At 72.5% G+C, this 23,096-nt stretch carries 18 protein-coding genes; 9 read left to right on the top strand and 9 right to left on the bottom strand.

Annotated elements, in window-relative coordinates:
- Window positions 1-41: 41 nt before the first annotated feature.
- From AB0K17_RS05450 to AB0K17_RS05430, 5 genes are all read right to left on the bottom strand, one after another.
- Window positions 42-761 carry a class I SAM-dependent methyltransferase gene (locus AB0K17_RS05450; protein WP_365966467.1) on the bottom strand — a complete coding sequence of 240 codons (720 nt, stop codon included), beginning with the start codon at window positions 759-761 and terminating at the stop codon, window positions 42-44.
- Complete coding sequence (locus tag AB0K17_RS05445) at window positions 758-3,112, bottom strand: SpoIIE family protein phosphatase (RefSeq protein WP_365982168.1); 2,355 nt, start codon at window positions 3,110-3,112, stop codon at window positions 758-760. Before AB0K17_RS05445 ends, AB0K17_RS05450 begins: the two co-directional genes overlap by 4 nt.
- 485 nt (window positions 3,113-3,597) lie before the next feature.
- Window positions 3,598-5,985: an MFS transporter gene (locus AB0K17_RS05440; RefSeq protein WP_365982167.1), complete on the bottom strand. Its 2,388-nt coding sequence runs from the start codon at window positions 5,983-5,985 to the stop codon at window positions 3,598-3,600.
- 215 nt (window positions 5,986-6,200) lie between these two features.
- Window positions 6,201-6,659 (bottom strand): SRPBCC family protein, encoded by a 459-nt coding sequence (locus tag AB0K17_RS05435; protein WP_365982166.1) that lies wholly within the window; start codon window positions 6,657-6,659, stop codon window positions 6,201-6,203.
- 75 nt (window positions 6,660-6,734) lie between these two features.
- Window positions 6,735-7,346, bottom strand: a complete 612-nt coding sequence (locus AB0K17_RS05430) for a HEAT repeat domain-containing protein (protein WP_365982165.1) — start codon at window positions 7,344-7,346, stop codon at window positions 6,735-6,737.
- Between the two features lie 338 nt (window positions 7,347-7,684).
- Between AB0K17_RS05430 and AB0K17_RS05425 the strand changes: the two genes are divergently transcribed.
- From AB0K17_RS05425 to pssA, 9 genes are all read left to right on the top strand, one after another.
- Entirely contained in the window at window positions 7,685-9,496 is a 1,812-nt protein-coding gene (locus tag AB0K17_RS05425; RefSeq protein ID WP_365982164.1) for a 3-hydroxybutyryl-CoA dehydrogenase, read from the top strand.
- Between the two features lie 123 nt (window positions 9,497-9,619).
- The gene (locus AB0K17_RS05420) at window positions 9,620-10,477 is read left to right on the top strand and encodes a TetR family transcriptional regulator (protein ID WP_365966461.1); all 858 of its coding nucleotides are present in this window, start codon (window positions 9,620-9,622) and stop codon (window positions 10,475-10,477) included.
- Window positions 10,478-10,848: 371 nt separating this feature from the next.
- Window positions 10,849-12,186, top strand: a complete 1,338-nt coding sequence (ccrA, locus tag AB0K17_RS05415) for a crotonyl-CoA carboxylase/reductase (protein WP_365982163.1) — start codon at window positions 10,849-10,851, stop codon at window positions 12,184-12,186.
- Window positions 12,187-12,318: 132 nt separating this feature from the next.
- The gene (locus tag AB0K17_RS05410; protein ID WP_365982162.1) at window positions 12,319-14,328 is read left to right on the top strand and encodes a protein meaA; all 2,010 of its coding nucleotides are present in this window, start codon (window positions 12,319-12,321) and stop codon (window positions 14,326-14,328) included.
- Window positions 14,325-15,296, top strand: a complete 972-nt coding sequence (locus tag AB0K17_RS05405; RefSeq protein WP_365966458.1) for a CoA ester lyase — start codon at window positions 14,325-14,327, stop codon at window positions 15,294-15,296. The genes AB0K17_RS05410 and AB0K17_RS05405 overlap by 4 nt, the downstream gene beginning before the upstream one ends.
- Before the next feature lie 5 nt (window positions 15,297-15,301).
- Window positions 15,302-15,814 carry a MaoC family dehydratase gene (locus tag AB0K17_RS05400; RefSeq protein ID WP_365966551.1) on the top strand — a complete coding sequence of 171 codons (513 nt, stop codon included), beginning with the start codon at window positions 15,302-15,304 and terminating at the stop codon, window positions 15,812-15,814.
- Window positions 15,815-17,020 carry an acyl-CoA dehydrogenase family protein gene (locus tag AB0K17_RS05395; protein ID WP_365966457.1) on the top strand — a complete coding sequence of 402 codons (1,206 nt, stop codon included), beginning with the start codon at window positions 15,815-15,817 and terminating at the stop codon, window positions 17,018-17,020.
- 180 nt (window positions 17,021-17,200) lie between these two features.
- Window positions 17,201-17,857 carry a phosphatidylserine decarboxylase gene (locus AB0K17_RS05390; protein ID WP_365966456.1) on the top strand — a complete coding sequence of 219 codons (657 nt, stop codon included), beginning with the start codon at window positions 17,201-17,203 and terminating at the stop codon, window positions 17,855-17,857.
- Complete coding sequence (pssA, locus tag AB0K17_RS05385; RefSeq protein WP_365966455.1) at window positions 17,844-18,701, top strand: CDP-diacylglycerol--serine O-phosphatidyltransferase; 858 nt, start codon at window positions 17,844-17,846, stop codon at window positions 18,699-18,701. The genes AB0K17_RS05390 and pssA overlap by 14 nt, the downstream gene beginning before the upstream one ends.
- A 210-nt stretch (window positions 18,702-18,911) precedes the next feature.
- Here the strand turns inward: pssA and AB0K17_RS05380 are convergent, their stop codons facing one another.
- The 4 genes from AB0K17_RS05380 to uppS are packed head-to-tail and all read right to left on the bottom strand — an operon-like array spanning window position 18,912 to window position 22,884.
- Window positions 18,912-20,030: a glycerate kinase gene (locus AB0K17_RS05380; RefSeq protein ID WP_365982161.1), complete on the bottom strand. Its 1,119-nt coding sequence runs from the start codon at window positions 20,028-20,030 to the stop codon at window positions 18,912-18,914.
- Between the two features lie 45 nt (window positions 20,031-20,075).
- On the bottom strand, window positions 20,076-21,062 hold the full coding sequence (locus tag AB0K17_RS05375; protein WP_365982239.1) for a Rieske 2Fe-2S domain-containing protein: 987 nt from the start codon (window positions 21,060-21,062) through the stop codon (window positions 20,076-20,078).
- 45 nt (window positions 21,063-21,107) lie between these two features.
- Window positions 21,108-22,148 carry a terpene synthase family protein gene (locus tag AB0K17_RS05370; protein WP_365982160.1) on the bottom strand — a complete coding sequence of 347 codons (1,041 nt, stop codon included), beginning with the start codon at window positions 22,146-22,148 and terminating at the stop codon, window positions 21,108-21,110.
- A gap of 13 nt (window positions 22,149-22,161) precedes the next feature.
- A complete protein-coding gene (gene uppS, locus AB0K17_RS05365; protein WP_365982159.1) occupies window positions 22,162-22,884 on the bottom strand; it encodes a polyprenyl diphosphate synthase in 723 nt (240 codons plus the stop codon).
- Between the last annotated feature and the right edge of the window lie 212 nt (window positions 22,885-23,096).

The raw sequence follows: 23,096 nt of genomic DNA, 5'->3' as shown, positions 1-23,096 counted from the left end.
TACGCGCCCGGGCAGATGCGGACCAGGCCTGTGGATAACCTTCAGCGCCCCGTCGTGACGAACCACCGGGCCGGCAGCCGGACCCTGCGGCCGTCCGGGTGGCAGGCGGTCATGGTCAGTTCCGTGTCGCCCTCGGCGAGGATCTTCAGCCCGGCGCCGGTCAGCAGTCCGGCCACCTCGCCGTCGGCCGCCTCGGCGGGCCGCAGCCCGTGCTCCAGAACGCGCCGGAGCCCCTCGGGCGGGCCGCCGGGCGCCTGCGCGAGCTCGGCCAGCACCGTACCGGCGGCGGGCTTGAGCTCCACGACGAAGGCCCGGCCGCGCTCCCCCGCCAGCCGCGCCACGGCCGCGGCGACCGGGCCGCGGTCGGCCGCGTCGCTCTGGTGGATCACGGCGCGCATGTAGACGTTGCAGTCGCCCAGTCTCTCGTGCAGGCTGCGCACCGCCGCCGCGTCGACCAGGTCGAGCTGCTCGTACTCCGCCAGGCCCTCGGGGTCGGCGCGCCGGGCGCGCTCGACCGCCGCGCGGGAGAGGTCGACGCCGACCGCGCGGGGGAAGTGCCCGGCCAGGTGCCGGGTGCGGGTGCCGTTGCCGCAGCCGAGGTCGACCACCGGCAGGGCCGGGTCGGCGTAGGGCAGCAGGAGGGTGAGGTGGGGCTCGGCGGCCAGGGCCGGGTCGGAGTCCCAGATGACCTCGCCGGGCGCCTCGGGGACGCCGCCCCAATAGCCTTCCCAGGCACTGCGGTAACGCTCCGTCACGCTCATGGATGCACCAGGGTCTGCTCGAACCACACCGTCTTCCCCCGTCCCGTGTGACTGGCGCCCCATTCCCGCGCCAGTGCGCTCACTACCCGCAGACCGCGCCCGTATTCCTCGTCCGCCTCGGTGCTCAGGAGCACCGGCAGGGTGTGGTCGTCGTCGGTCACCTCGCACAGCAGCACGTCCGTGCGCACCAGGCGGACGCCGATGCGCCAGGTGCGCGCGTGGCGCACGGCGTTGGCGACGATCTCGCCGACGAGCACCTGTGCGGTCGGGGCCGCCGCGGCCAGGCCCCAGCGGGCCAGTTGCTCGCCCACCAGGTGCCGGGCCCGGGCAACCTCGGCGGCCCGGGGCTCGATCTCCCACTCGGCCACCTGCCCGGGCGGGATGCCGTTGAGGCGGGCCATGAGCAGGGCCACGTCGTCCTTGCGTCCCTCGCGGGTGTTGAGGGCGCGGACGATGGCGTCGCAGGCGTCGTCCATGGAGGCGGCCGGATGGGCGGCGGACTCGCACAGCACGGCCAGCCCGGCGCCGATGTCCTGGCCGCGCACCTCGACGAGGCCGTCGGTGCACAGCACCAGCCGGTCGCCGGGGGCGACGCGCACGGTCACCGCTTCGAAGGGCACCCCGCCCACGCCGATGGGCGCGCCGGTGGGCAGCTCCAGCAGCCGGCTGCGGCCGTCCTCGGCCCGGACCAGGACGGGCGGGATGTGCCCGGCGTTGGCGAGGGTCAGCTCCGAGCGGATGGGGTCGTAGACGGCGTACAGGCAGGTGGCCAGGTAGTGCTCGCCGAGCCGCTGGGCGAGGTCGTCGAGGTTGCGCAGGAGCTGTTCGGGCGCGAGGCCCAGGGTGGCCATCGTCTGCACGGCCGTGCGCAGCTGGCCCATCATCGCGGCGGAGTGCAGGCCGTGGCCCATCACGTCGCCGACGACCAGTGCGGTGCGCGAGCCGGGGAGCTTGACGGTGTCGAACCAGTCGCCGCCGACGCGGCCGAGCCGGGCGCCCGGCAGGTAGCGGGTGGCCGTGTCGCAGCCGGGCGTGCGCGGGGCGACCTGCGGGAGCATGCTGTCCTGCAGCGTGTCGGCGACGTTCTCCTGGTGGGTGTACATCCGGGCGTTGTCGAGGACGAGCCCGGCGCGGGCGGCCAGTTCGGCGCCGGTGGTGCGGTCCATGTCGCCGAAGGGCTCGCGCCCCGGGCGGCGCAGCAGCACCATGAAGCCCAGCACCACGTTGCGTGCCTTCAGGGGTACGACCAGCAGGGAGCGGCCGCCGATCAGCGGTCGCAGGTCGCGCTTTTCGAACTGGCCGGAGATGCGGGCGGACAGCTCCTCGTCGATCCGCGGGATGAGCACCGGCTCGCCGGTGACCATGCACCGGAAGAACGGCGTGTGCTCGGGGAAGGAGATGGCCTCGCCCACGGGCACGGTGTCGTCCCAGCGGCCGGGCTCGTCGTTGTGCTCGACCCAGACGCGGTGCCAGACGGTGGTGACGTCGGGCGGGCCGTCGGGGAAGCCCTCGCCGGCCAGGACGGCGGCGCGCAGGTGGGTGCCGGCGAAGTCGGCGAAGCGGGGCACGGCCGCGCTGGTGACCTCGCGGATGGTGCGCTCGAGGTCCAGGGAGCTGCCGATGGAGCCGCTGACCTCGTTGAGGAACTCCAGCCGCTCGCGCACCGCGGCGTGTTCGAGGTCGGCCGCGATGTCGCCCTCGACGTCGGCCGCGAGCGGCTCGCCGGCCGGGCGCTGTGCCGGTACGGGCGGGCGGGTGCGCCGCCCGGCGCGGCGCGGCACGCCCCAGTCGGGGGTCACCGGCACCCTGCGGCGCCGGCTGAACTCCAGCACCGGGTAGCCCAGTTCCAGCACCTGGGAGACGATGCGGGCACCTGCCGCCGGGCCCATGTTGGGCAGGATGTCGGGCAGCCGGGCGGCGAGCTCCTCGGCGTCGGGGAAGCCGGTGTGCGGGGCGAAGCCGGGGGCGGCGACCACGGAACGTTCGGTGTCCTGTTCGACGTCCTCCGCCCGCGCGGCATCGGCAGCCAGCACGAGCAGCCGCTCGGGTCCGGACCCGATCAGGGGGTAGGCCCACCACAGCACGTCGAGCGGGCCGCTGCCGGGCACCTTGCAGTGGGCGCGGCCGGCGCTGGGGTAGCCGGGGACGCCCTGCAGGGCGCCGCATATGGGCATCAGGTCGACGGCGAGAGCGCCGACGGCCTCCTCCCGGGTGGGCCCGAAGAGCCGGCGGGCACCCGAACTCCAGTGCGTGACCGCTCCGGTGGGGCCGACCACGACCACCGCGAGCGGCAGGCGCCCCAGGGCGGCCGTGTGCCGGCCGTCACCGGGCTCCGGCGTGCCACGGTCCATGGGCGGTTGCTCCTTCGTACGCGTACGCCAAGATCTGCGCCCCCCGTCACCACGGTAGGGCCCGCGGGGCCGCGAGGGGGCGTCCTTGCGCCAAACGACCTTGCCGTGGCGTCCGGTTCGCCCCGCCGCGACGGTTCCACGGCCCGGGCGCCGGCGGCCAGGGCGTGTCCGGCGGGTCTTCGTCACGCGCCACCACGGCGCCCCATCAGGGGCGCGGGGCGGTGTCGATCTGCGGCTGCGCCGCGTGGGCGCGATCAGCCGGCGACGGCTCGCAGCTGATACGCCACCCGGGGTGGCAGGCATCTGCGGGCGCGTCGTGGCTTGTCGCGCAGTTCCCCGCGCCCCTTTCGGGGCACTGCGTGATCCGCCGGACACGCCTGGCCGTCGGTGGCTTGTCGCGCCCACGCGGCGGCAGCCGCAGATCGGCACTGCCCCGCGCCCCTACGGGGCGCCGTGGTGGCGCCTGACGAATGGCCGGACACGGCCTAGTCCGCGTGGCCCAGCTGGAGGTCCCTTTCGGTGCGGCCGCCACCGGCGACCTGCAGAACCGTGGCCACGGGCGGGTAGCCGGCGGCCACGACGGTGTACTCGCCGGCGGACAGGTCGACGAAGCGGAAGGTGCCGTCGGCGCCGGTGATGGCGGAGTCGACGACGTTGCCGGCGGCGTCCAGCAGGGTCACGCGCGCGTCCTCGACGGGCCGGCCGCCGCCGGCGCGGACGGTGCCGCGCAGCACCGCGCCGCCGGCGAGTTCGACGTCCTGGCGGGTCTCGCGCGCGGACTGGACGGTCACCTGCAGGGCCGCGGGCCGGAACGCGGGGGCGCTGGAGGCGAGGGTGTACTCGCCCGCGACGAGTTCGTCGATCACGTAGGCGCCGTCGGGGCCGGTGCGGGTGGAGGCGACCACTTCGCCGTGCACGTTCGTCAGGGTGACCAGGGCCTCGCGCACGGGGGTGCCGTCGGCGGTGCGCACGGTGCCGGCGAGGCGGCCGGCGCCGCCGAGGACGACGTCGAGCTCGACGGGCCGCTCCCCCACGGTGACGGTGACGGCCTGCGGCTGGTGGCCGCCGGCCGCGGCGATCAGGACGTACGAGCCGGTGCCGGGCGTGCTCAGGGCGTACCGGCCGTCCTCGCCGCTGGCGCCCCGGCCGATCTGCCGGCCCTGGACGTCGATGAGGGTCAGGGCGGCGCGCGGCACGGTGGTGCCGTCGTGGTGCTGGACGGAGCCGGTCACGGGGATGCCCGCGACGAGGGGCACCGGGTCGGCCGGCGGTGCGGGGCGCGCGGAGGGGATGGCGGCGCCGGGGGCGTTGTAGGACACCAGTGGTTTCTCTTTCAGCAGGAAGGCGAGCAGGAAACCGACGACGAGCACCGGTACGAGGACGAGGAGCACGTGGGGCACGGCCTGGGCGTAGGCCCGGACGTAGGCGTCGTGCAGCGGTGCGGGCAGGGCGCGGACGAGTTGGGCGGTGACGGCGCCGGGTGCCGGCAGCCCCGTACCGGGCGGGAGTTGGGAGGCCAGGGCAGAGCCCAGGCGGCGGGCGAAGAGGGCGGCGAGGACGGCGGCGCCGATCGAGGTGCCGAGCTGCCGGAAGAGGTGGTGGGCACCGGTGACGGCGCCGGTGTCGGCCGGCCGGGCGGAGTTCTGCACGGCGAGGACGAGCACGGGCAGGGTCAGGCCGATGCCGACGCCGAGGATGGCCATCCAGACGCTGTGCACGAGCCGGCCGGTGGTGGCGTCGAGGTGGGAGAGCAGGTACATGCCCTCGGCCGAGAGGGCACCGCCGAGGACGGGCAGGAGTTTGTAATGGCCCGTTCGGCTGACGAGGTGCCCACAGACGAGCGAGGCGACGGTGATGCCGCCCATCATGGGCAGCATGAGCAGTCCGGACTGGGCGGCGTCCACGCCGTCGGCCATCTGCAGGAACGTGGGCAGGTAGCCGGCGGCGCCGAAGAGGGCGAGGCCGCAGACGGCGCCGAGGAGCGCGGTGACGACGAAGACGGAGTCCCGCAGGAAGTGCGGTGGGATGATCGGTTCTGCGGCGAAGTGCTCGACGACGGCGAGGAGCAGGGCCGTGCCGATCGCCCCCGCGCCCAGTCCCAGGACGGTGCGGGAGGTCCAGGCGTACTCGGTGCCGCCCCAGGCGGTCAGCAGCACCACGCAGCCCGAGCAGGCCGCGAGCAGCAGGGCGCCCAGCACGTCGAACCGGGCCCGGCGCGACGGCGCGGGCAGCCGCAGGCTGCCGGCCACGACGGCGAGGGCCAGCAGGCCGAGCGGGACGTTCAGGTGGAAGCACCAGCGCCAGGAGGCGCGGTCGGCGACGATCCCGCCGAGCAGGGGGCCCGCGACGGCCGCGAGTCCGTAGGCGGCGCTGATCACGCCGAGGTGGCGGCCGCGCCGGCGCGCGGGCACGAGGTCGGCGACGGCCGCCTGGACGCCGGTGAGGATGCCGGCCGCGCCGAGCCCCTGCAGGGCGCGGAAGGCGACGAACTGGTCCATCGTGCGGGACCAGCCGGCCAGGGCCGAGCCGGTGACGAAGACGACCAGCGCGAGGACGAGGGCGGCCTTGCGGCCGCGCAGGTCACCGAGCCTGCCGAACAGCGGCAGGGCGGTGGTGGACGTCAACAGGTAGGCGGTGACGGCCCAGGAGGCCCGCTGCGGCCCCTGCAGCTCCACCGCGATCCTCGGCAGGGTGCTCGCCACGACCGTCTGGTCGAGGGCCGCGAGCAGCAGGGCCAGCAGCAGGGCGGCGAACGCCGGCCCCGCCCGGGTCGCGTCCCGGGCGGGTGGCGGTGCCGGGGCGGGCGGGGCCGGGGGCAGGGCGAGCGTGCCGTCGCTCTTCTCCAAGGTGGTCTCGAAGGTGGACCCGCCCACGAACTGCTCCCCTCGTCGCGCCTGCACTGCCGCCCATTTCTCGCATTACGCGACAACGGCCAGCAAGCGCGACGATTTGCGCGGGAGCGCCGGGCACGGCACTTTTTGCCGGTGGGAGGCGGTTTGGGCACAGCAGGACCGCACCAGGAAAACCACCCGAACCGGTGAGCCCGGCCGACCCCGCGGTATCACCGGGGAAGCGGTATCACCGGGAATCAGTCGAGGCCGGGCCTGCCCTCCACCTCGGCGGCGAGCCGGCCGAGCATCGCGTCGTAGATGCGGCCCAGGCCCTTGGGCGCGAAGGTCCGCTCGAAGAAGCCGCCGATGCCGCCGGCGCCCGTCCAGGTGGTGGTGACCACGACCCTGGCCCGGCCCTCGCCGGCGGGAGTGACGGTCCAGGTCGTGACCATGGAGGAGTTGCGGTCCTTCTCCACGAGCTGCCCGTCGGTGGGCTCGTCGACCTCCATCAGGCAGTCGCGCACGCGCTTGCTGGTGGCCTGGAGCTTCCAGTACACGACGGTGCCCTTTCCGTCGCCGCCCTCGCGCACCTCGTACTCGCTGAAGTGCTCGGGCAGCAGCTTGGGGCGGGTGCCGCTGTAGTCCGCGAGCGCGTCGAAGACGTCCTCCGCGCCTGCGGCGACGATGCGCTCCGTGGTGGCCTCGACCTGGCCCATGGGTGGTCCTCCCGGACGATGAGTGGTGCTGCGTGCAGGCCCGACCATACGGGAGCGCCGGACCGCCCGCGGGCGTCAGGGAGTCACCCCCCGGCGGCCCAGCCGGGCCAGGGCCGCGATCGCCGCGGGGCGCAGCTTCTCGTGCTCGCGTGCCGCCACCAGCGTCGCCTCGGCGCGGCGGTCGCCGAGGATCCCCAGCCCCTCCACGCACGCCCGCGCCACGGGCCACACGTGGTCGCGCGCCGCCAGCAGCCGCTCCAGCGTGGCCAGCAGGGCGGGGACGGATTCCGGCGCCCGCAGCTCGGTCAGCAGCCGCACGGGGTAGACCGCGTAGGCGGTGCGCAGCGGGTTGGTGGCGAGCGCGGCCGCGGCCTTGGCGGTGCGGGGGTCGCGCAGGCGGGCCAGGACGTGGGCGGCGGTGGCGCACCGTACGGGCTCGCGGTAGTTGAGGAGGAGGACGAGGGTCTCGAAGGCCCGCCGGTCGCCCTTGCTGCCGAGGGCGAAGGCGGCGATCTCGCGGGCCCACAGCGGGCGTTCGGGTGCGACGAGGACCTCGGCGAGCTCGTCGCGCGCCGCGCGGGTGTCGGAGCGCACGAGCGCGAGCAGCTTTTCGTACGCCGCGAACTCGGCCGGGGAGACCAGTTCGGCCCGGACCCGCTTCAGCAGCGCGCGGAATTCCTCTTCCATGTCCCGCTCTCCTCCCCGAGTGGCCTGGGCCACATCGTAAGTCGCGCGCACGACCCCTGGCGCTCTTGGTTACCCGTCGGTTAATCTCCGGCCGGAGCAGCATTCCCGCTCCGGTGGCCTGGTGACGCAGCCGCCGCAGCATTGACGTCGGTTCGGCATTCTCGAGTACGGCACGGCCCCGGGACAGGGCCCGCCGGTCGCACGATTCCCGCCCCCCGGGCGCCCCTTGGCGCGCCCCGGCGGCAGGGACCTGCTTTAGCGAGCCCGCCGCGCTGCGCGCGGCCCGCCCACCGCCGTCCTTCCCCTCGTGCACGGGGAACACCCACTGGAGTCTCGCGATGGACCGTTCGTCCACCTCTGACCCGTCCTCCCGGCCCCGCCTGCAGACCGTCGCCGTGATCGGCCTCGGCACCATGGGCACCGGCATCGCCGAGGTGCTCGTCCTGGCCGGACGTGACGTCATCGGCATCGACATCAGCGACGCGGCCGCCCTGCGTGCGGGTGCGGCGCTGGAGGCCGCCACCGCCCGCGCGGTGGAGCGCGGCCGGATCACCGAGGCCGAACGCCGGGCCGCCCTCGCCCGCTTCCGCACCTCCGGCGACCTGACCGCGGCCGCCCCGGCCGATCTGGTGATCGAGGTCGTGCCGGAGGACTACGCGCTCAAGCACGAGGTGTTCACCGCCCTCGACGCCGTCGTGCGCCCGGACGCCGTCCTGGCGACCGGCACCAACGCCCTGTCGGTCACCCGGCTGGCGGCCGACTCCGCGCACCCCGAACGGGTGCTCGGCCTGCACTTCTTCAACCCTGCGCCGGCGATGAAGCTGGTGGAGGTCGTCTCCTGCGTGCTGACCGACCCCGCGGCCGTCGCCGCGGTCACCGACCTGGCCCACGAGCTGGGCAAGGAGCCGGTGACCGCGGGGGACCGGCCGGGCTTCGTCGCCGACGGCCTGCTGTTCGGCTACCTCAACCAGGCCGCGGCCATGTACGAGTCGCGCTACGCCACCCGCGAGGACATCGACGCGGCGATGCGGCTGGGCTGCGGCCTGCCCATGGGCCCGCTCGCCCTGCTGGACATGATCGGTGTCGACACCGCCCGTACGGTGCTGGAGGCGATGTACGCCGCCTCCGGCGACCGGCTGCACGCCCCCGCACCGGTGCTGGGCCAGCTGGCGGCGGCCGGGCTGACCGGCCGCAAGGCCGGGCGCGGCTTCTACACGTACCAGGCGCCCGGCTCCCCGGTCGTCGTGCCGGACGCCCTGACCCCCGATGCGGCCGCCGCGGCGACGGGCGCCCGCGAGGTGCGCTCCGTGGGCGTGGTGGGGTCGGGCACGATGGCGGCCGGGATGGCCGAGGTGTTCGCCAAGGCGGGGTACGCGGTCGTGCTCGCCGCGCGCTCGCCCGAAAAGGCGGAGACGGCCAAGGGCCGGATCGCGAAGTCCCTGGACCGCTCGGTGGCCAGGGGCCGGCTGACGGCGGAGCAGCGGGAGGCGACGCTCGCCGCGATCACGCCGGCCGGTTCGCTGGAGGCCCTGGCCGCGGTGGACCTGGCGATCGAGGCGGTCGCCGAGGACCTGGAGGTCAAGCGCCAGTTGTTCGCCGCGCTGGACAAGGTCTGCAGGCCCGGCGCGGTGCTGGCCACCACCACCTCCTCGCTGCCCGTCATCGCGTGCGCCCGTGCCACCTCCCGCCCGCAGGACGTCATCGGGATGCACTTCTTCAACCCGGCGCCGGCGATGAAGCTGGTGGAGGTGGTGCGCACGGTGCTCACCGCCCCGGACGTGCACGCCACGGCCCGCGCGGTGTGCGCGAAGGTCCGCAAGCACCCGGTGGACTGCGGGGACCGGGCCGGGTTCATCGTCAACGCCCTGCTGTTCCCCTACCTGAACAACGCGGTGAAGATGGTGCAGGAGCACTACGCCTCGCTCGACGACATCGACGCGGCGATGAAGCTCGGCGGCGGCTACCCGATGGGGCCCTTCGAGCTGCTGGACGTGGTGGGCCTGGACGTGTCGCTGGCCATCGAGAAGGTGCTGCACCGGGAGTTCCGCGAGCCCGGCCTGGCGCCGGCGCCGCTGCTGGAGCACCTGGTGGCGGCCGGGTGCCTGGGGCGCAAGACCGGGCGCGGTTTCCGCGAGTACGCGAAGGCCTGACCGGCCGTGCCCGGCCAGGGGGCGGGTTGGGGCGGACTGCTGGGGCCCGGCGGGCCCCTCCCGGCGGCAGCCGGGGGAGGTCCGCCCCGGCACACCCACACGGACGCGTGTTACGTTCCCCACATGTCCCAGCCCGCCAAGTCCGCCCCCGCCCGCCGCGGGGCCGCCACCGAGCCGCCCGGAGCCGAGGGCCCGAAGGCGGCCAAGGATCGCCCGGAGCCCGGCGCCGTGAGCGCCGGCTCCCGCCGAGCCGCCGCCCAGCGGCTCGGCATGCGCCGCAAACTGGCGGCCGCCGCCATGGAGTTGTTCGCGACCAAGGGCTACGAGGGGACGACCGTCGACGAGATCGCGGCCACGGCCGGGGTCGCCCGCCGGACGTTCTTCCGCCACTTCCGCTCCAAGGAAGAAGCGATCTTCCCCGACCACGACGACACGCTGGTGCGGGCGGCCGCGGTGCTGGACGCCGCGCCGCCGCACGAGAACCCGCTGGACACCGTGTGCCGGGGCATCAAGGAGGTCATGCGGATGTACGCGGCCTCCCCGGCCGTCTCCGTCGAGCGCTACCGCCTGACCCGTGAGGTGCCGGCGCTGCGCGAGCGCGAGATCGCCTCGGTGGCCCGCTACGAGCGGCTGTTCACCCGCTACCTGCTCGGTCACTTCGACGAGACCGCCCACCACGTGGGCGACGACGACCCCCTGCTGGCCGAGGTCGCCGCCTCCGCGGTGGTCACGGCGCACAACCACGTCCTGCGCCGCTGGCTGCGCAGCGGCGCCGAGGGCGACCTGGAGGCCCAGCTCGACCACGCCTTCGCCATCGTGCGCGAGACGTTCGGTGCCGGCATCGGGGCGGGCCGCGCCGCCGAGGAGACGCCGGTGGCGTCCGCGCGCAGCGAGGGCGAGGTGCTGGTGGCGGTGGCGCGCACGGACGCCCCGCTGGAGGAGGTCATGCGCACCATCGAGAAGGCGCTCAGGAAGAAGTAGCCGTATAAAACCAGACATTTCCCAACAAAGGCCGCCCCTCGTGGGCGGCCTTTGTTGCTCATGCGTGCCCTCCGGATGACATCTGAGAGAAATTGTTGGCACGCAGTGTCTTGTCGCGTGGCACGCGGTGCCATACCTTGTCGGTGTCCGGGCGGCCGGCGCGCAGACACGATCGTCGCGTGCCGGCTGTCCCCGCAAGCACCTTGCGCGCCCGGACGCCTGCGTCACCAGGCACCGCACCCGCGCCCACCGGCGCGGCCCCCGCACCACCCCGCCGAACCGACGGCACCGCCTCGTGTTCCACCCGACGCATCACCCCCGACGTTCCCTCAAGCCCGTTCGCACCCGACGTGCTTCGCCGGAGGCCATCCGTGAACCAGATACTGGACGCCATCGTCGCGCCCGACACCAGCGCCGAGGACTTCGCCGCGCTTCCCCTGCCCGAGTCGTACCGCGCGGTGACCGTGCACAAGGACGAGGCCGAGATGTTCGCCGGCCTGCCCACCCGTGAGAAGGACCCACGCAAGTCCCTGCACGTCGAGGACGTGCCCCTGCCCGAACTCGGGCCGGGCGAGGCGCTGGTGGCCGTCATGGCCAGCTCGGTGAACTACAACTCGGTCTGGACCTCGATCTTCGAGCCCCTGCCGACCTTCGCCTTCCTGGAGCGCTACGGCAAGGCCTCGCCGCTGGGCAAGCGCCACGACCTGCCGTACCACGTCATCGGCTCCGACCTCGCGGGCGTCGTCCTGCGCACCGGCCCCGGCGTGAACGCCTGGAAGCCCGGCGACGAGGTCGTCGCACACTGCCTGTCCGTCGAACTGGAGTCCGCGGACGGCCACAACGACACCATGCTCGACCCGGAGCAGCGCATCTGGGGCTTCGAGACCAACTTCGGCGGCCTGGCCGAGATCGCACTGGTGAAGTCCAACCAGCTCATGCCCAAGCCCGGGCACCTGAGCTGGGAGGAGGCCGCGGCCCCCGGCCTGGTCAACTCCACCGCCTACCGCCAGCTGGTCTCCCGCAACGGCGCCGGCATGAAGCAGGGCGACAACGTGCTGATCTGGGGCGCGAGCGGCGGACTGGGCTCGTACGCCACGCAGTTCGCGCTGGCCGGCGGCGCCACCCCCATCTGCGTGGTCTCCAGCGAGCAGAAGGCGGAGATCTGCCGGCGGATGGGCGCCGAGGCGATCATCGACCGCACCGCCGAGGACTACCGCTTCTGGAAGGACGAGCACACCCAGGACCCCAAGGAGTGGAAGCGCTTCGGCAAGCGCATCCGCGAACTGACCGGCGGCGAGGACATCGACATCGTCTTCGAGCACCCCGGCCGCGAGACCTTCGGCGCGAGCGTCTACGTCACCCGCAAGGGCGGCACCATCACCACCTGCGCCTCGACCTCGGGCTACATGCACCAGTACGACAACCGCTACCTGTGGATGTCACTGAAGCGGATCATCGGTTCGCACTTCGCCAACTACCGCGAGGCGTGGGAGGCCAACCGCCTGATCGCCAAGGGGAAGATCCACCCGACGCTGTCGAAGACCTACACACTGGCGGAGACCGGCCAGGCGGCGTACGACGTCCACCGCAACCTCCACCAGGGCAAGGTCGGCGTGCTGTGCCTGGCGCCCGAAGAGGGCATGGGCGTGCGCGACGAGGAGATGCGCGCGCAGCACATCGAGGCCATCAACCGCTTCCGGAATGTGTGACCTCAAATGACCGAGCGTCAGACAGCGCCTGAGCCGAAGGGCGCGCCGGTGTCGAAAGAGACGAAGGCAAGGGAGCGAAGCGACCGCGGCCTGAGGAACGTCGACACCGGATCGCAGCGCCCGGAGGCGAAGGTGCGCAGAGAAAGGGACCGGCCGTGGCTCATGCGGACGTATGCCGGGCATTCCACGGCCGAGGCGTCCAACGAGCTGTACCGGCGCAATCTCGCCAAGGGCCAGACCGGCCTCTCGGTCGCGTTCGACCTCCCGACGCAGACCGGTTACGACCCCGATCACGTGCTGGCCCGCGGTGAGGTCGGGCGGGTCGGGGTCCCCGTCGGGCATCTGGGCGACATGCGGCGGCTGTTCCAGGACATCCCGCTGGAGCGGATGAACACCTCCATGACCATCAACGCCACCGCCATGTGGCTGCTGGCGCTGTACCAGGTGGTCGCCGAGGAGCAGGGCGCCGACGTCTCCACGCTGCAGGGGACGACGCAGAACGACATCGTCAAGGAGTACCTCTCGCGCGGGACGCACGTCTTCCCGCCCGGGCCCTCCCTGCGGCTGACCACCGACATGATCACCTACACGGTGAACACCATCCCGAAGTGGAACCCGATCAACATCTGCAGCTACCACCTGCAGGAAGCGGGGGCCACTCCGGTCCAGGAGATCTCCTACGCGATGTCCACGGCGATCGCCGTCCTGGACGCCGTACGGGACTCCGGGCAGGTGCCACCCGAGCGCTTCGGCGAGGTGGTGGCCCGCATCTCCTTCTTCGTCAACGCCGGGGTCCGCTTCATCGAGGAGATGTGCAAGATGCGCGCCTTCGGCCGCATCTGGGACCGCGTCACCCGCGAGCGCTACGGCATCGAGGACCCCAAGCAACGCCGCTTCCGCTACGGCGTGCAGGTCAACTCCCTCGGCCTGACCGAGGCACAGCCGGAGAACAACGTCCAGCGCATCGTGCTGGAGATGCTGGCGGTCACCCTCTCCAAGGACGCCCGCGCCCGCGCCGTCCAGCTGCCCGCCTGGAACGAGGCCCTCGGCCTGCCCCGTCCCTGGGACCAGCAGTGGTCGCTGCGCATCCAGCAGGTGCTGGCGCACGAGAGCGACCTGCTGGAGTACGACGACATCTTCGCCGGCTCGCATGTGATCGAGGCCAAGGTGGAGGCCCTGGTGGCCGACTGCCTGGCCGAGATCGAGCGGATCCAGGCCATGGGCGGGGCGATGGCCGCCGTGGAGTCCGGCTACCTCAAGGCGCAGCTGGTCTCCTCGCACGCCGAGCGGCGGGCCCGCATCGAGTCGGGCGAGGAGAAGATCGTCGGCGTCAACTGCTTCGAGGGCACCGAGCCCAATCCGCTCACCGCCGACCTCGACACGGCCATCATGACCGTGGACCCGGCCAACGAGGCCCGTGTGGTGGCCGCCCTGCACCGCTGGCGGGACAACCGCGACGAGGTCCGTGCGCAGGAGGCGCTCTCGGCGCTGAAGAAGGCCGCCGCCGGGACGCAGAACCTGATGCCCGCGACGCTGGAGTGCGCCCGGGCGGGCGTGACGACCGGCGAGTGGGCCTGGGCGCTGCGGGACGTCTTCGGCGAGTTCCGCGCCCCCACGGGCGTGGGCGGCGCCCCGGTGGCCGTGACCGCCGAGCCCGGCACGCCGCTCGCGGCCGTACGCGAGAAGGTGCGCCGCACCGCCGAGGACCTGGGCACCGGCAAGCTGCGGCTGCTGGTCGGCAAGCCGGGCCTGGACGGGCACTCCAACGGTGCCGAGCAGATCGCCGTACGGGCCCGCGACGCCGGCTTCGAGGTGGTCTACCAGGGCATCCGGCTCACCCCGGAGCAGATCGTCTCGGCGGCGGTCGCCGAGGACGTGCACTGCGTGGGGCTGTCCATCCTCTCCGGCTCGCACGCCGAGCTGGTGCCCGACGTGCTGGCGCGGCTGCGCCGGGCGGGGGCGGCGGAGGTGCCCGTGATCGTCGGTGGCATCATCCCCTCCGCCGACGCCACCGCCCTGAAGGCGGCCGGTGTCGCGGCGGTCTTCACCCCGAAGGACTTCGGAATCACGGAGATCATCGGCCGTATCGTCGACGAGATCCGCACTGCGAACAAGCTCGACCCCCTGGAGGTCACCGCATGACCGGCAACACCCCCGTGAACCGCCTCCGCCCGCGTCGCTCCTGCCTCGCCGTCCCCGGCAGCAACCCCCGTTTCCTGGAGAAGGCCCAGGGACTGCCGGCGGACCAGGTCTTCCTGGACCTGGAGGACGCGTGTGCGCCGCTGGCGAAGGAGGGCGCCCGGCACACGGTCGTCGACGCGCTGAACAAGGGCGACTGGACGGGCAAGACCCGGGTGGTGCGGGTCAACGACTGGACCACCCACTGGACCTACCGTGACGTGATCACCGTCGTCGAGGGCGCGGGGCAGAACCTGGACTGCATCATGCTGCCCAAGGTGCAGGACGCGCAGCAGATCGTCGCCCTGGACCTGCTGCTGACGCAGATCGAGAAGACGATGGGCTTCGAGGTCGGGCGCATCGGCATCGAGGCGCAGATCGAGAACGCCAAGGGCCTGGTCAACGTGGACGCGATCGCCGCGGCCTCGCCCCGGCTGGAGACGATCATCTTCGGCCCGGCCGACTTCATGGCCTCCATCAACATGAAGACGCTCGTGGTGGGCGAGCAGCCGCCCGGTTACCCGGCGGACGCCTACCACTACATCCTCATGCGCATCCTGATGGCCGCCCGCGCCCATGACCTGCAGGCCATCGACGGTCCCTACCTGCAGATCCGCAACGTCGACGGCTACAAGGAGGTCGCCGGCCGGGCGGCGGCCCTGGGCTTCGACGGCAAGTGGGTGCTGCACCCGGGCCAGGTCGAGGCGGCCAACGAGGTCTTCTCGCCCTCCCAGGAGGACTACGACCGCGCCGAGCTGATCCTGGACGCGTACGACTACTACACCTCCGAGGCGGGCGGCAAGAAGGGCTCGGCGATGCTCGGCGACGAGATGATCGACGAGGCCAGCCGGAAGATGGCCCTGGTCGTCGCCGGCAAGGGGCGGGCGGCCGGCCTGGCGCGCACCTCGCAGTTCGAGATCCCGGAGGCGTGAGCGCGATGCAGTTCGGACGGACCTACGAAGAGTTCACGGTCGGCGACGTCTACAAGCACTGGCCCGGAAAGACGGTCACCGAATACGACGACCACCTCTTCTGCCTGCTGACCATGAACCACCACCCGCTGCACATGGACAGCAATTACGCGGAGAAGACCACCGATTTCGGCCGGAACGTGGTGGTCGGCAACTACATCTATTCGTTGCTGCTGGGCATGTCCGTACCGGACGTCTCCGGCAAGGCCATCGCCAACCTGGAGATCGAGTCGCTCAGGCACGTCGCACCGACGTTCCACGGCGACACCCTCTACGGCGAGACGACGGTGCTGGACAAGACGCCGTCGAAGTCCAAGAGCGACCGCGGGATCGTGCATGTGGAGACCCGCGGCTACAAGCAGGACGGCACCCTCGTGTGCGTCTTCCGGCGCAAGGTGATGGTGCCCACCGCCACGTACATCGAGGAGCGCGGCGGGGAGCAGCCCGGCCGCCCCGAGCCGATCACCGGGGAGAAGTAGATGGGCCGGCTGGCGCAGACCGAGGGGCTGACGGACGTCCAGCGGGAGATTCTCGCGACCGTCCGCGACTTCGTCGACAAGGAGATCATTCCGGTCGCCACCGAGCTGGAGCACCGGGACGAGTACCCCACGCGGATCGTCGAGGGCCTCAAGGACCTCGGCCTGTTCGGGCTGATGATCCCGGAGGAGTACGGCGGGCTCGGTGAGTCCCTGCTCACGTACGCGCTGTGCGTGGAGGAGATCGCCCGCGGCTGGATGAGCGTGTCGGGGATCATCAACACCCACTTCATCGTCGCGTACATGCTCAAGCAGCACGGTACTCAGGAGCAGCGGGAGCACTTCCTGCCCCGCATGGCGACCGGCGAGGTGCGCGGCGCGTTCTCGATGTCGGAGCCGGGCCTGGGCTCGGACGTGTCGGCGATCACGTCCAAGGCGGTGCGCGAGGGCGACGAGTACGTCCTGACCGGCCAGAAGATGTGGCTGACCAACGGTGGCTCCTCGACGCTGGTGGCCGTGCTGTGCCGCACGGACGAGGGGCACCCGGAGGGCACCGCCCCGCACAAGTCCATGACCACCTTCCTGATCGAGAAGGAGCCCGGCTTCGGCCAGGTCCGGCCGGGGCTGACCATCCCCGGCAAGATCGAGAAGATGGGCTACAAGGGCGTCGACACCACCGAGCTGATCATGGACGGCCTGCGGCTGCCGGCCGACCGGGTCCTCGGCGGGACGACGGGACGTGGCTTCTACCACATGATGGACGGCGTCGAGGTGGGCCGCGTCAACGTCGCAGCCCGTGGTTGCGGCGTTGCCCAACGTGCGTTCGAGCTGGGTGTGGCCTATGCGCAGCAGCGCCGGACCTTCGGAAAACCCATTGCGCAACACCAGGCCATCCAGTTCAAACTGGCCGAAATGGGAACAAAGGTCGAAGCCGCCCATGCGATGATGGTGAATGCGGCCCGGAAGAAGGACTCGGGTCAGCGCAACGACCTCGAGGCGGGAATGGCCAAATACCTGGCCTCGGAGTACTGCAAGGAGGTCGTCGAGGATGCGTTCCGCATCCACGGCGGCTACGGATTCTCCAAGGAGTACGAGATCGAGCGGCTCTACCGCGAGGCCCCGATGCTCCTGATCGGTGAAGGTACGGCCGAGATCCAGAAAATGATCATCGGCCGGCGACTGCTCGAGGAGTACCGGATACAGGGATAATTGCCCGTTTTGGGGATGTTTGAAGGTGCGGTTGCAGAGAAGAAGATCACACCCTGTGATCGACGTCCGGCCAGTGACTGGCCCTGGCGCTTAGCCAGTTACCGCCCGCACCCGATAGCATCCCCGGAAAGCCGCCGTCCCCCAATCGTTACGCGGCACCCTCCGCTACGAAGGTCACCCATGCCCCACAGCTCTTCCTCTGCACATCGCGACAGCCTCCTCGGCGTACGCCTCGCGCGCGGAGCATCGCCGTGGCTCCTCCCCACCGTCGCCACCGCGGCGGTCAGCCTCGCCAAGGCCCGCCGCTCCGGCCGCTGGGCCGCGCTGGCCGTGCCCACCACCGCACTCGCGGCGGGCATGCTGTGGTTCTTCCGCGATCCCGAGCGCGAGATCGCCCAGGGCCGGGTCATCTCCCCGGCCGACGGCGTGGTGCAGAGCATCATGCCGTGGAAGGACGGACGCACCCGCGTCGCGATCTTCATGAGCCCGCTCAACGTCCACGTCAACCGCGCGCCCATGGCCGGCACGGTGACGTCGGTCGAGCACATCCCGGGCGGGTTCGTGCCGGCGTTCAACAAGGAGAGCGAGAACAACGAGCGCGTCGTCTGGCACTTCGACACCGAGCTCGGTGACATCGAGATGATCCAGATCGCCGGCGCCGTCGCCCGCCGCATCGTGCCCTACGTGCCGGCGGAGACCAAGGTGGAGCAGGGTGAGCGGATCGGCCTCATCCGCTTCGGCTCGCGCGTCGACATCTACCTCCCCGAGGGCGTCGAGGTCGCGGTCGAGGTCGGCCAGGCCACCACGGCAGGGGTGACACGTCTTGACCGTGATTGATCCGGACACCCAGGCCGCCTGGGTCCCCGAGGCGGAGGCCGAGGACGCGGACGACATGCCACTGTCGACGCGCCTGTCAATAGCGGACACCCTCACGCTCGGCAACGCGATCTGCGGCTTCATGGCGGTGTACTTCACCACCACCGGCGTCCTCATCCCCCACCTCACGGGCAACGAGGACGGCGGCATGGCCCGGCACAGCGCCGCCACCGCCGTGATACTGATGCTGCTCGCCTCCGTCTTCGACCTCTTCGACGGGCTCGTCGCACGCAAGCTGCGCAGCTCGGCGATGGGCGCGGAGCTGGACAACCTCTCCGACCTGATCAGCTTCGGCCTCGCGCCGGCGTACTTCGTGGTCGTCTGGGGCATGGTCGCCGACGACGCCATGCAGCGGGTCTCGGCGGTCGCCGCGATCGTGGTGCTGCTGGCGGTCGTCCTGCGGCTGGCGCGGTTCTCCTGCGTACCGATGCGGGACGGCATCTTCCAGGGCATGCCCAGCCCCTTCGGGGCGCTGACCGTCGTCTCGATCGTGCTGCTGGAGCTGCCGTTCGTGCCGACGCTGCTGGCGATCATGGGCGTGGCATGGCTGATGGTCAGCCGCGTCGAGTACCCCAAGCCGCGCGGGCCCCTGGCGGTGGCCATGCTCAGCTGGATCGTGCTCAGCATGGGCCTGCTGGCGGCGTGGGCGTTCGACGCCCCCGGCGGCGAGCTGCTCCTGCAGACGGGCTGCGCCCTGCAGGTCGTCCTGGGCGCGGTGATCCCCCTCTTCGCGACGGCACGACGGGTGAACACCTTCCGCGGCAACCGCCGCGAGGCGCGCGAGGCCGAGGCGCAGCTGCAGTAAGCACGATTTCGGACAACGGCGTGGGGCCCGGGCGAAAGCCCGGGCCCCACGCCGTTGCGCGTTGCGGGCCCCGCTGCGGGGGGCCTTCCACCCGTTACCGGCGGGGCCGGGTCCGGGCCGGGGGGAGCGGACGGTGCAGCCCGGCCGCGGGGCCGGCACCCCATCGGGGCCGGGTAGCGGGTGGGCGGGTGGGTGGGAACGGCTCCGGCCTCAGCCGAGGTGGTCGCGAGCGATCCGCATCGCCAGCCGCTCCAGCAGCGGCCCGGCGAGGGCCATGCACCGCTCCGGATCCGCCTCCAGCTCGCTCAGTGCGTACGCCCGCTCGATGCCCGCCCCCGCAAGGGCCTCCGCGTCCAGCGCCAGCCGCCCGCAGACGGCCACCACGGGCACGCCCCGCGCCGCCCGGGCGACGCCCACCGGCGCCTTCCCGTGCAGCGTCTGGGCGTCCAGGGAGCCCTCCCCCGTCACCACCAGGTCCGCCTCGGCGACAGCCGCGCCGAAGCCGACCACGTCGAGCACGACCTCGATCCCGGGCCGGAAGACGGCCCCCAGCACCGCCAGCGCGGCGTACCCCACGCCCCCGGCCGCCCCCGCGCCGCAGGCGTCCGCGAGACGCCCCCCGTCCAGCACCTGCGCGTAGTGGGCCAGCGCCGCGTCCAACGTGGCGACGTCCGCCGCGCTCGCCCCCTTCTGGGGCCCGTAGACGGCCGCCGCGCCGCGCGGCCCGGTCAGCGGGTTGTCGACGTCGCCCGCCAGCACCAGGCGCGTACCGGCCAGCCGTGGGTCGAGCCCGGTCAGGTCGGCCTCGGCGAGCCCGGCCAGCGGGCCGCCGCCCGGCCCGAGGGGCCGGCCCGCGCCGTCGAGGAACCGCGCGCCGAGCGCGGCCAGCATGCCCGCCCCGCCGTCGGTGGTGGCGCTGCCGCCGACGCCCAGCACGACGGTGCGCGCCCCTGCGTCGAGCGCGGCCCGCACCAGCTCGCCGGTGCCGTACGTGGTGGCCGTCAGCGGCGCGAGGCGCCCCGGCGGCAGCAGCCGCAGCCCCGAGGCCTCGGCCATCTCGACGACGGCCGTACCGTCGCCGCCGAGGGCGTAGCGGGCCGTGCGCCGCTCCCCCAGCGGCCCGGTGACCACGGCCTCGCGCCGCTCGTAGCCGGCCGCCACGGCCGCGGCCACGGTCCCGTCGCCGCCGTCGGCGACCGGCACCGTGGTCACGGCGGTGCCCGGCGCGGCCCGCCGCAGCCCGGCGGCCACGTGCCGGGCGACCTCGACGGCCGTGAGCGATCCCTTGAACTTGTCCGGAGCGACCAGTACGCGTCGTGTGTCCGCCACCGTCTCCTCGCCTTCCCCAGCCGGGTCCGTCGCGCCGCGGCGACCCTACCCGGGGTAGAACTGCCGGGCCCAGTGCCGGTAGGCACCGATGGGACCGTCGCCGTCGTTGAGGCGGGGGTGGGGCAGGTAGGTCTTGTGGTGCCACATCCGCAGGTCGTCGTTCAGGTCGTGCCGGGTCCACCGGTTGACCACGGAGCTCAGCGCGCCCTCGACGGCACGGTGCAGGGGTGCCGGGAGCCTGCCGCCCGTGGCGATGACATTGGCGGCCGTCCACACGCGCATGCGTCCGGTCGAGGTGGGAGTGGCCAGCAGCCACTGGGCCGCGCGGACCGGAAGGCGCGATGCGTGGAAAAGGATGAGCGTGCCCCCGAGACCGACGAGGTGGAAGGTGGCCTCCTGCACGGCGGGGGGAAGGAGGGGCAGACTACGCCCCACTCGGTAGGTCAGTGAGATGAAGGGACCGTCGCTCCTGGGTTCCTGTACCACCTCCATGGAGTCGAGCCTGTGAAGCACACAGGTGTGCCCGTAGTCGAGGAGGTTCTCCGCCACGTCCTGCGGATGGCCGGCCGCGTCCACCCCGAGGAAGGACCGAGGGCGGGCCACGGCGGGAAAGGCGGGGATCTCCCACGTAGGTGGTGTGTTCCCGGCAGAGTGCCACAACCAGACGATTCCGTGATCCTCACGAACGGGAAGCAGGTCCAGGGACGCCTTGGGGGGCTTGCCGTACGGTGTGCGCGCGCACCGTCCGTCGAGGGCGAAGGCGAACCCGTGGAAGGGGCACACCAGCAGGTCGCCCTCGACAGTGCCGCCGGCCCCCAGGTGGGCGCCGAGGTGCGGGCAATGGGGCCGAGTGGCCCGCAGTGCTCCGGAGCGCGACCGGTAGACCACGGCCTCGCCCCCCATGAACGGGCGGGTGCGCACGTCCCCCGGCGCCCACTCCCCGGAGAATCCGACACAGAACCACCCCGTGGGGTGGGGCAGCGCAGGTCCGGTCGTGGCCCGCGCTTCGTACCCGGATGTGAATGTACGCACACGCACGCGCACACGTGCCTCCTCTGGTTCGTGGGCGGCAGACGCTCACGGCGTCAGAAACCCTGAAGTACGCCGATAACGTGCGGTCGTCTCCTGCCAGCGGAAGTAGCCGGAGATCGCGTCCTCCAGCATCCCTACCGCTTTGAGCACCTCGTGCCGGGCGCCCGCGTGCGGATCGCAGGGCATGTCCACCAGCGTTCGCAGGCGATGGGCAACCCCGGCGAAGTCCCGCAGCCGCTGCTCGACCATGTGCACCGCCTGGTCGGCCGCCTCCTGGAGGGGCAGGCCCCGCGCAGCGCGCAGGACGAGGACGAGGTTGTGCGGATTGCGGTAGTGGAGGTCCTTCAGGACGGTGAACGTGTCGTTCGACCACAGCCACAGCTCACTGGCGAAGGCTCGCAATTCTCCGTACAAGCCGTGCCGCAGCGCGTCGGGGACCTCGACTCCCTGGAGGATCTCCAAGAGGTCTATGGAAGAGCGCGTCGCACCGTTGATCCGGCGCAGCCGGAGGTAGGAGTCGAGGTCCGGCACCGTGTCGGCGGCCCGGTTGCGCGTCTCTTCCGCCACCGCTCGCAGGTAGATGCGGACCGACTCCGGGAATCGCCGGCGAGTGACCTGCGGGGCGCGGGCATGGATGGTCCGCCAGAGATCCGCCAGGGCGCGCGCGAGCGGATGGGTCAGGGAGGGGTCCTGCGGGTCGGGGGGATCGGCCAGTGCGCGGTCGACGGGCCCGAGTGCCTGCTGCAGGGCGCGCAGATCACGACCGGATGGGCCGTCGTCGAAGGTGTCGTCCCAGAGGAACAGCCAAATGATCCACTGGGCCATGACGACCGCGCCCTCGCGGTCGGTGCGCGGGCAGTACAGCCCGGAGAACGTACCGCACTCCATGTCGGTCAGTCGTTGCCGTGCCGCCGGTGTGCGGCCCAGGCCGTGGCGGTGGGCCCAGGCGAGGGCGGCCTGTTGCGCGTACTGGTGGTGAGGGTTGAGGAGGGTCGGGAACGGGGCCGTGAAGACCGGGGCCCGGTAGGCGCTCACCGACTCGAGGGCACCGTCGAAGACTTCCGGGAAGAGCAAGGGTTTGGTCAACGCTCATCCCCCCTCAGAGACCGTACCGACGGTCGCGCTCCGCATAGGCCGCGAGCGCCCGGTCGAACTGGGTGCGGTCGAAGTCGGGCCAGCACACGGGGGTGAAGTACAGCTCCGCGTGGGCGCTCTGCCAGGGCATGAAGCCGGACAGGCGCATCTCGCCCGAGGTGCGGATGAGCAGGTCGATGTCGGGGTGACCGGCGGTGGAGAGGTAGGACGCCAGCAGGTCCTCGGTGATCTCGGCGGCCGGGTGCCGGGAGGCGCGGGCGGCCGCGGCGACGATGTCGCGGCGGCCGTCGTAGGCGACGGCCACTGTCAGGACGCTGCCGGGGGCGTCCGCGGTGCGGCGCTCCACCGAGCGCAGGGCGTCGGCCTGTTCGGTGTGCGGGAGCAGGTCGAGGGAGCCCGTCACCTTGATCGGCCAGCGTGCCTCGGCCGCCATGCGCCACAGGCCCTTGATGATGGCCTGGACGATCTCCTCCACCAGCCGGGGCGGCCGGCACAGGTTGTCGCGGGAGAGCGCCCACACGGTCACGAACCGGATGCCGGCCTCCTCGCTCCAGGTCAGCAGTTCCCGGACGCGCTCGGCGCCGGCCTCGTAGGCGTCGGCCAGCGGGCGGTTGCGGCCCTCGGCCCAGCGGCGGTTGCCGTCGAGGATGACGGCCAGGTGTCCGGGCACCGTTGCACCGCGGGTGGGCGGCCGGTCCGGGGACGGGGTGGGCGGTGCGGGCGTCATGACGGGCCTCCCGCAGGGGAGTCGACAATGGCTTATTTCTCTTTTCATCCTGACATCAGATGAACAGGGGGCCAGGGCGCAGGCGCGGGGCGCACGGTTGTACGGACGTCGCGCCCCGGCCGGCGCGGTGGCAGCGCATCGTCGTCGCGGCGCACACGCGCCGCACGCGCCCACGAATGGCGCGCAAGGCGGCCCGGGGGCCGGGAGGTTGT

Source organism: Streptomyces sp. NPDC049585 (assembly GCF_040675615.1).
In the GTDB taxonomy this organism is placed as follows: Bacteria; Actinomycetota; Actinomycetes; order Streptomycetales; family Streptomycetaceae; genus Streptomyces; species Streptomyces luteosporeus.
The sequence above is the reverse complement of the archived record's forward strand: the minus strand, read 5'-3'. Positions and strand labels throughout refer to the sequence as shown.

Coding starts and splice junctions, on each gene's coding strand:
- AB0K17_RS05450 (WP_365966467.1), bottom strand. CDS start 761: ATGAGCGTGACGGAGCGTTACCGCAGTGCCTGGGAAGGCTATTGGGGC.
- AB0K17_RS05400 (WP_365966551.1), top strand. CDS start 15,302: ATGCAGTTCGGACGGACCTACGAAGAGTTCACGGTCGGCGACGTCTAC.
- AB0K17_RS05445 (WP_365982168.1), bottom strand. CDS start 3,112: ATGGACCGTGGCACGCCGGAGCCCGGTGACGGCCGGCACACGGCCGCC.
- AB0K17_RS05425 (WP_365982164.1), top strand. CDS start 7,685: ATGGACCGTTCGTCCACCTCTGACCCGTCCTCCCGGCCCCGCCTGCAG.
- AB0K17_RS05405 (WP_365966458.1), top strand. CDS start 14,325: ATGACCGGCAACACCCCCGTGAACCGCCTCCGCCCGCGTCGCTCCTGC.
- uppS (WP_365982159.1), bottom strand. CDS start 22,884: ATGACGCCCGCACCGCCCACCCCGTCCCCGGACCGGCCGCCCACCCGC.
- AB0K17_RS05420 (WP_365966461.1), top strand. CDS start 9,620: ATGTCCCAGCCCGCCAAGTCCGCCCCCGCCCGCCGCGGGGCCGCCACC.
- AB0K17_RS05435 (WP_365982166.1), bottom strand. CDS start 6,659: ATGGGCCAGGTCGAGGCCACCACGGAGCGCATCGTCGCCGCAGGCGCG.
- AB0K17_RS05430 (WP_365982165.1), bottom strand. CDS start 7,346: ATGGAAGAGGAATTCCGCGCGCTGCTGAAGCGGGTCCGGGCCGAACTG.
- AB0K17_RS05395 (WP_365966457.1), top strand. CDS start 15,815: ATGGGCCGGCTGGCGCAGACCGAGGGGCTGACGGACGTCCAGCGGGAG.
- AB0K17_RS05390 (WP_365966456.1), top strand. CDS start 17,201: ATGCCCCACAGCTCTTCCTCTGCACATCGCGACAGCCTCCTCGGCGTA.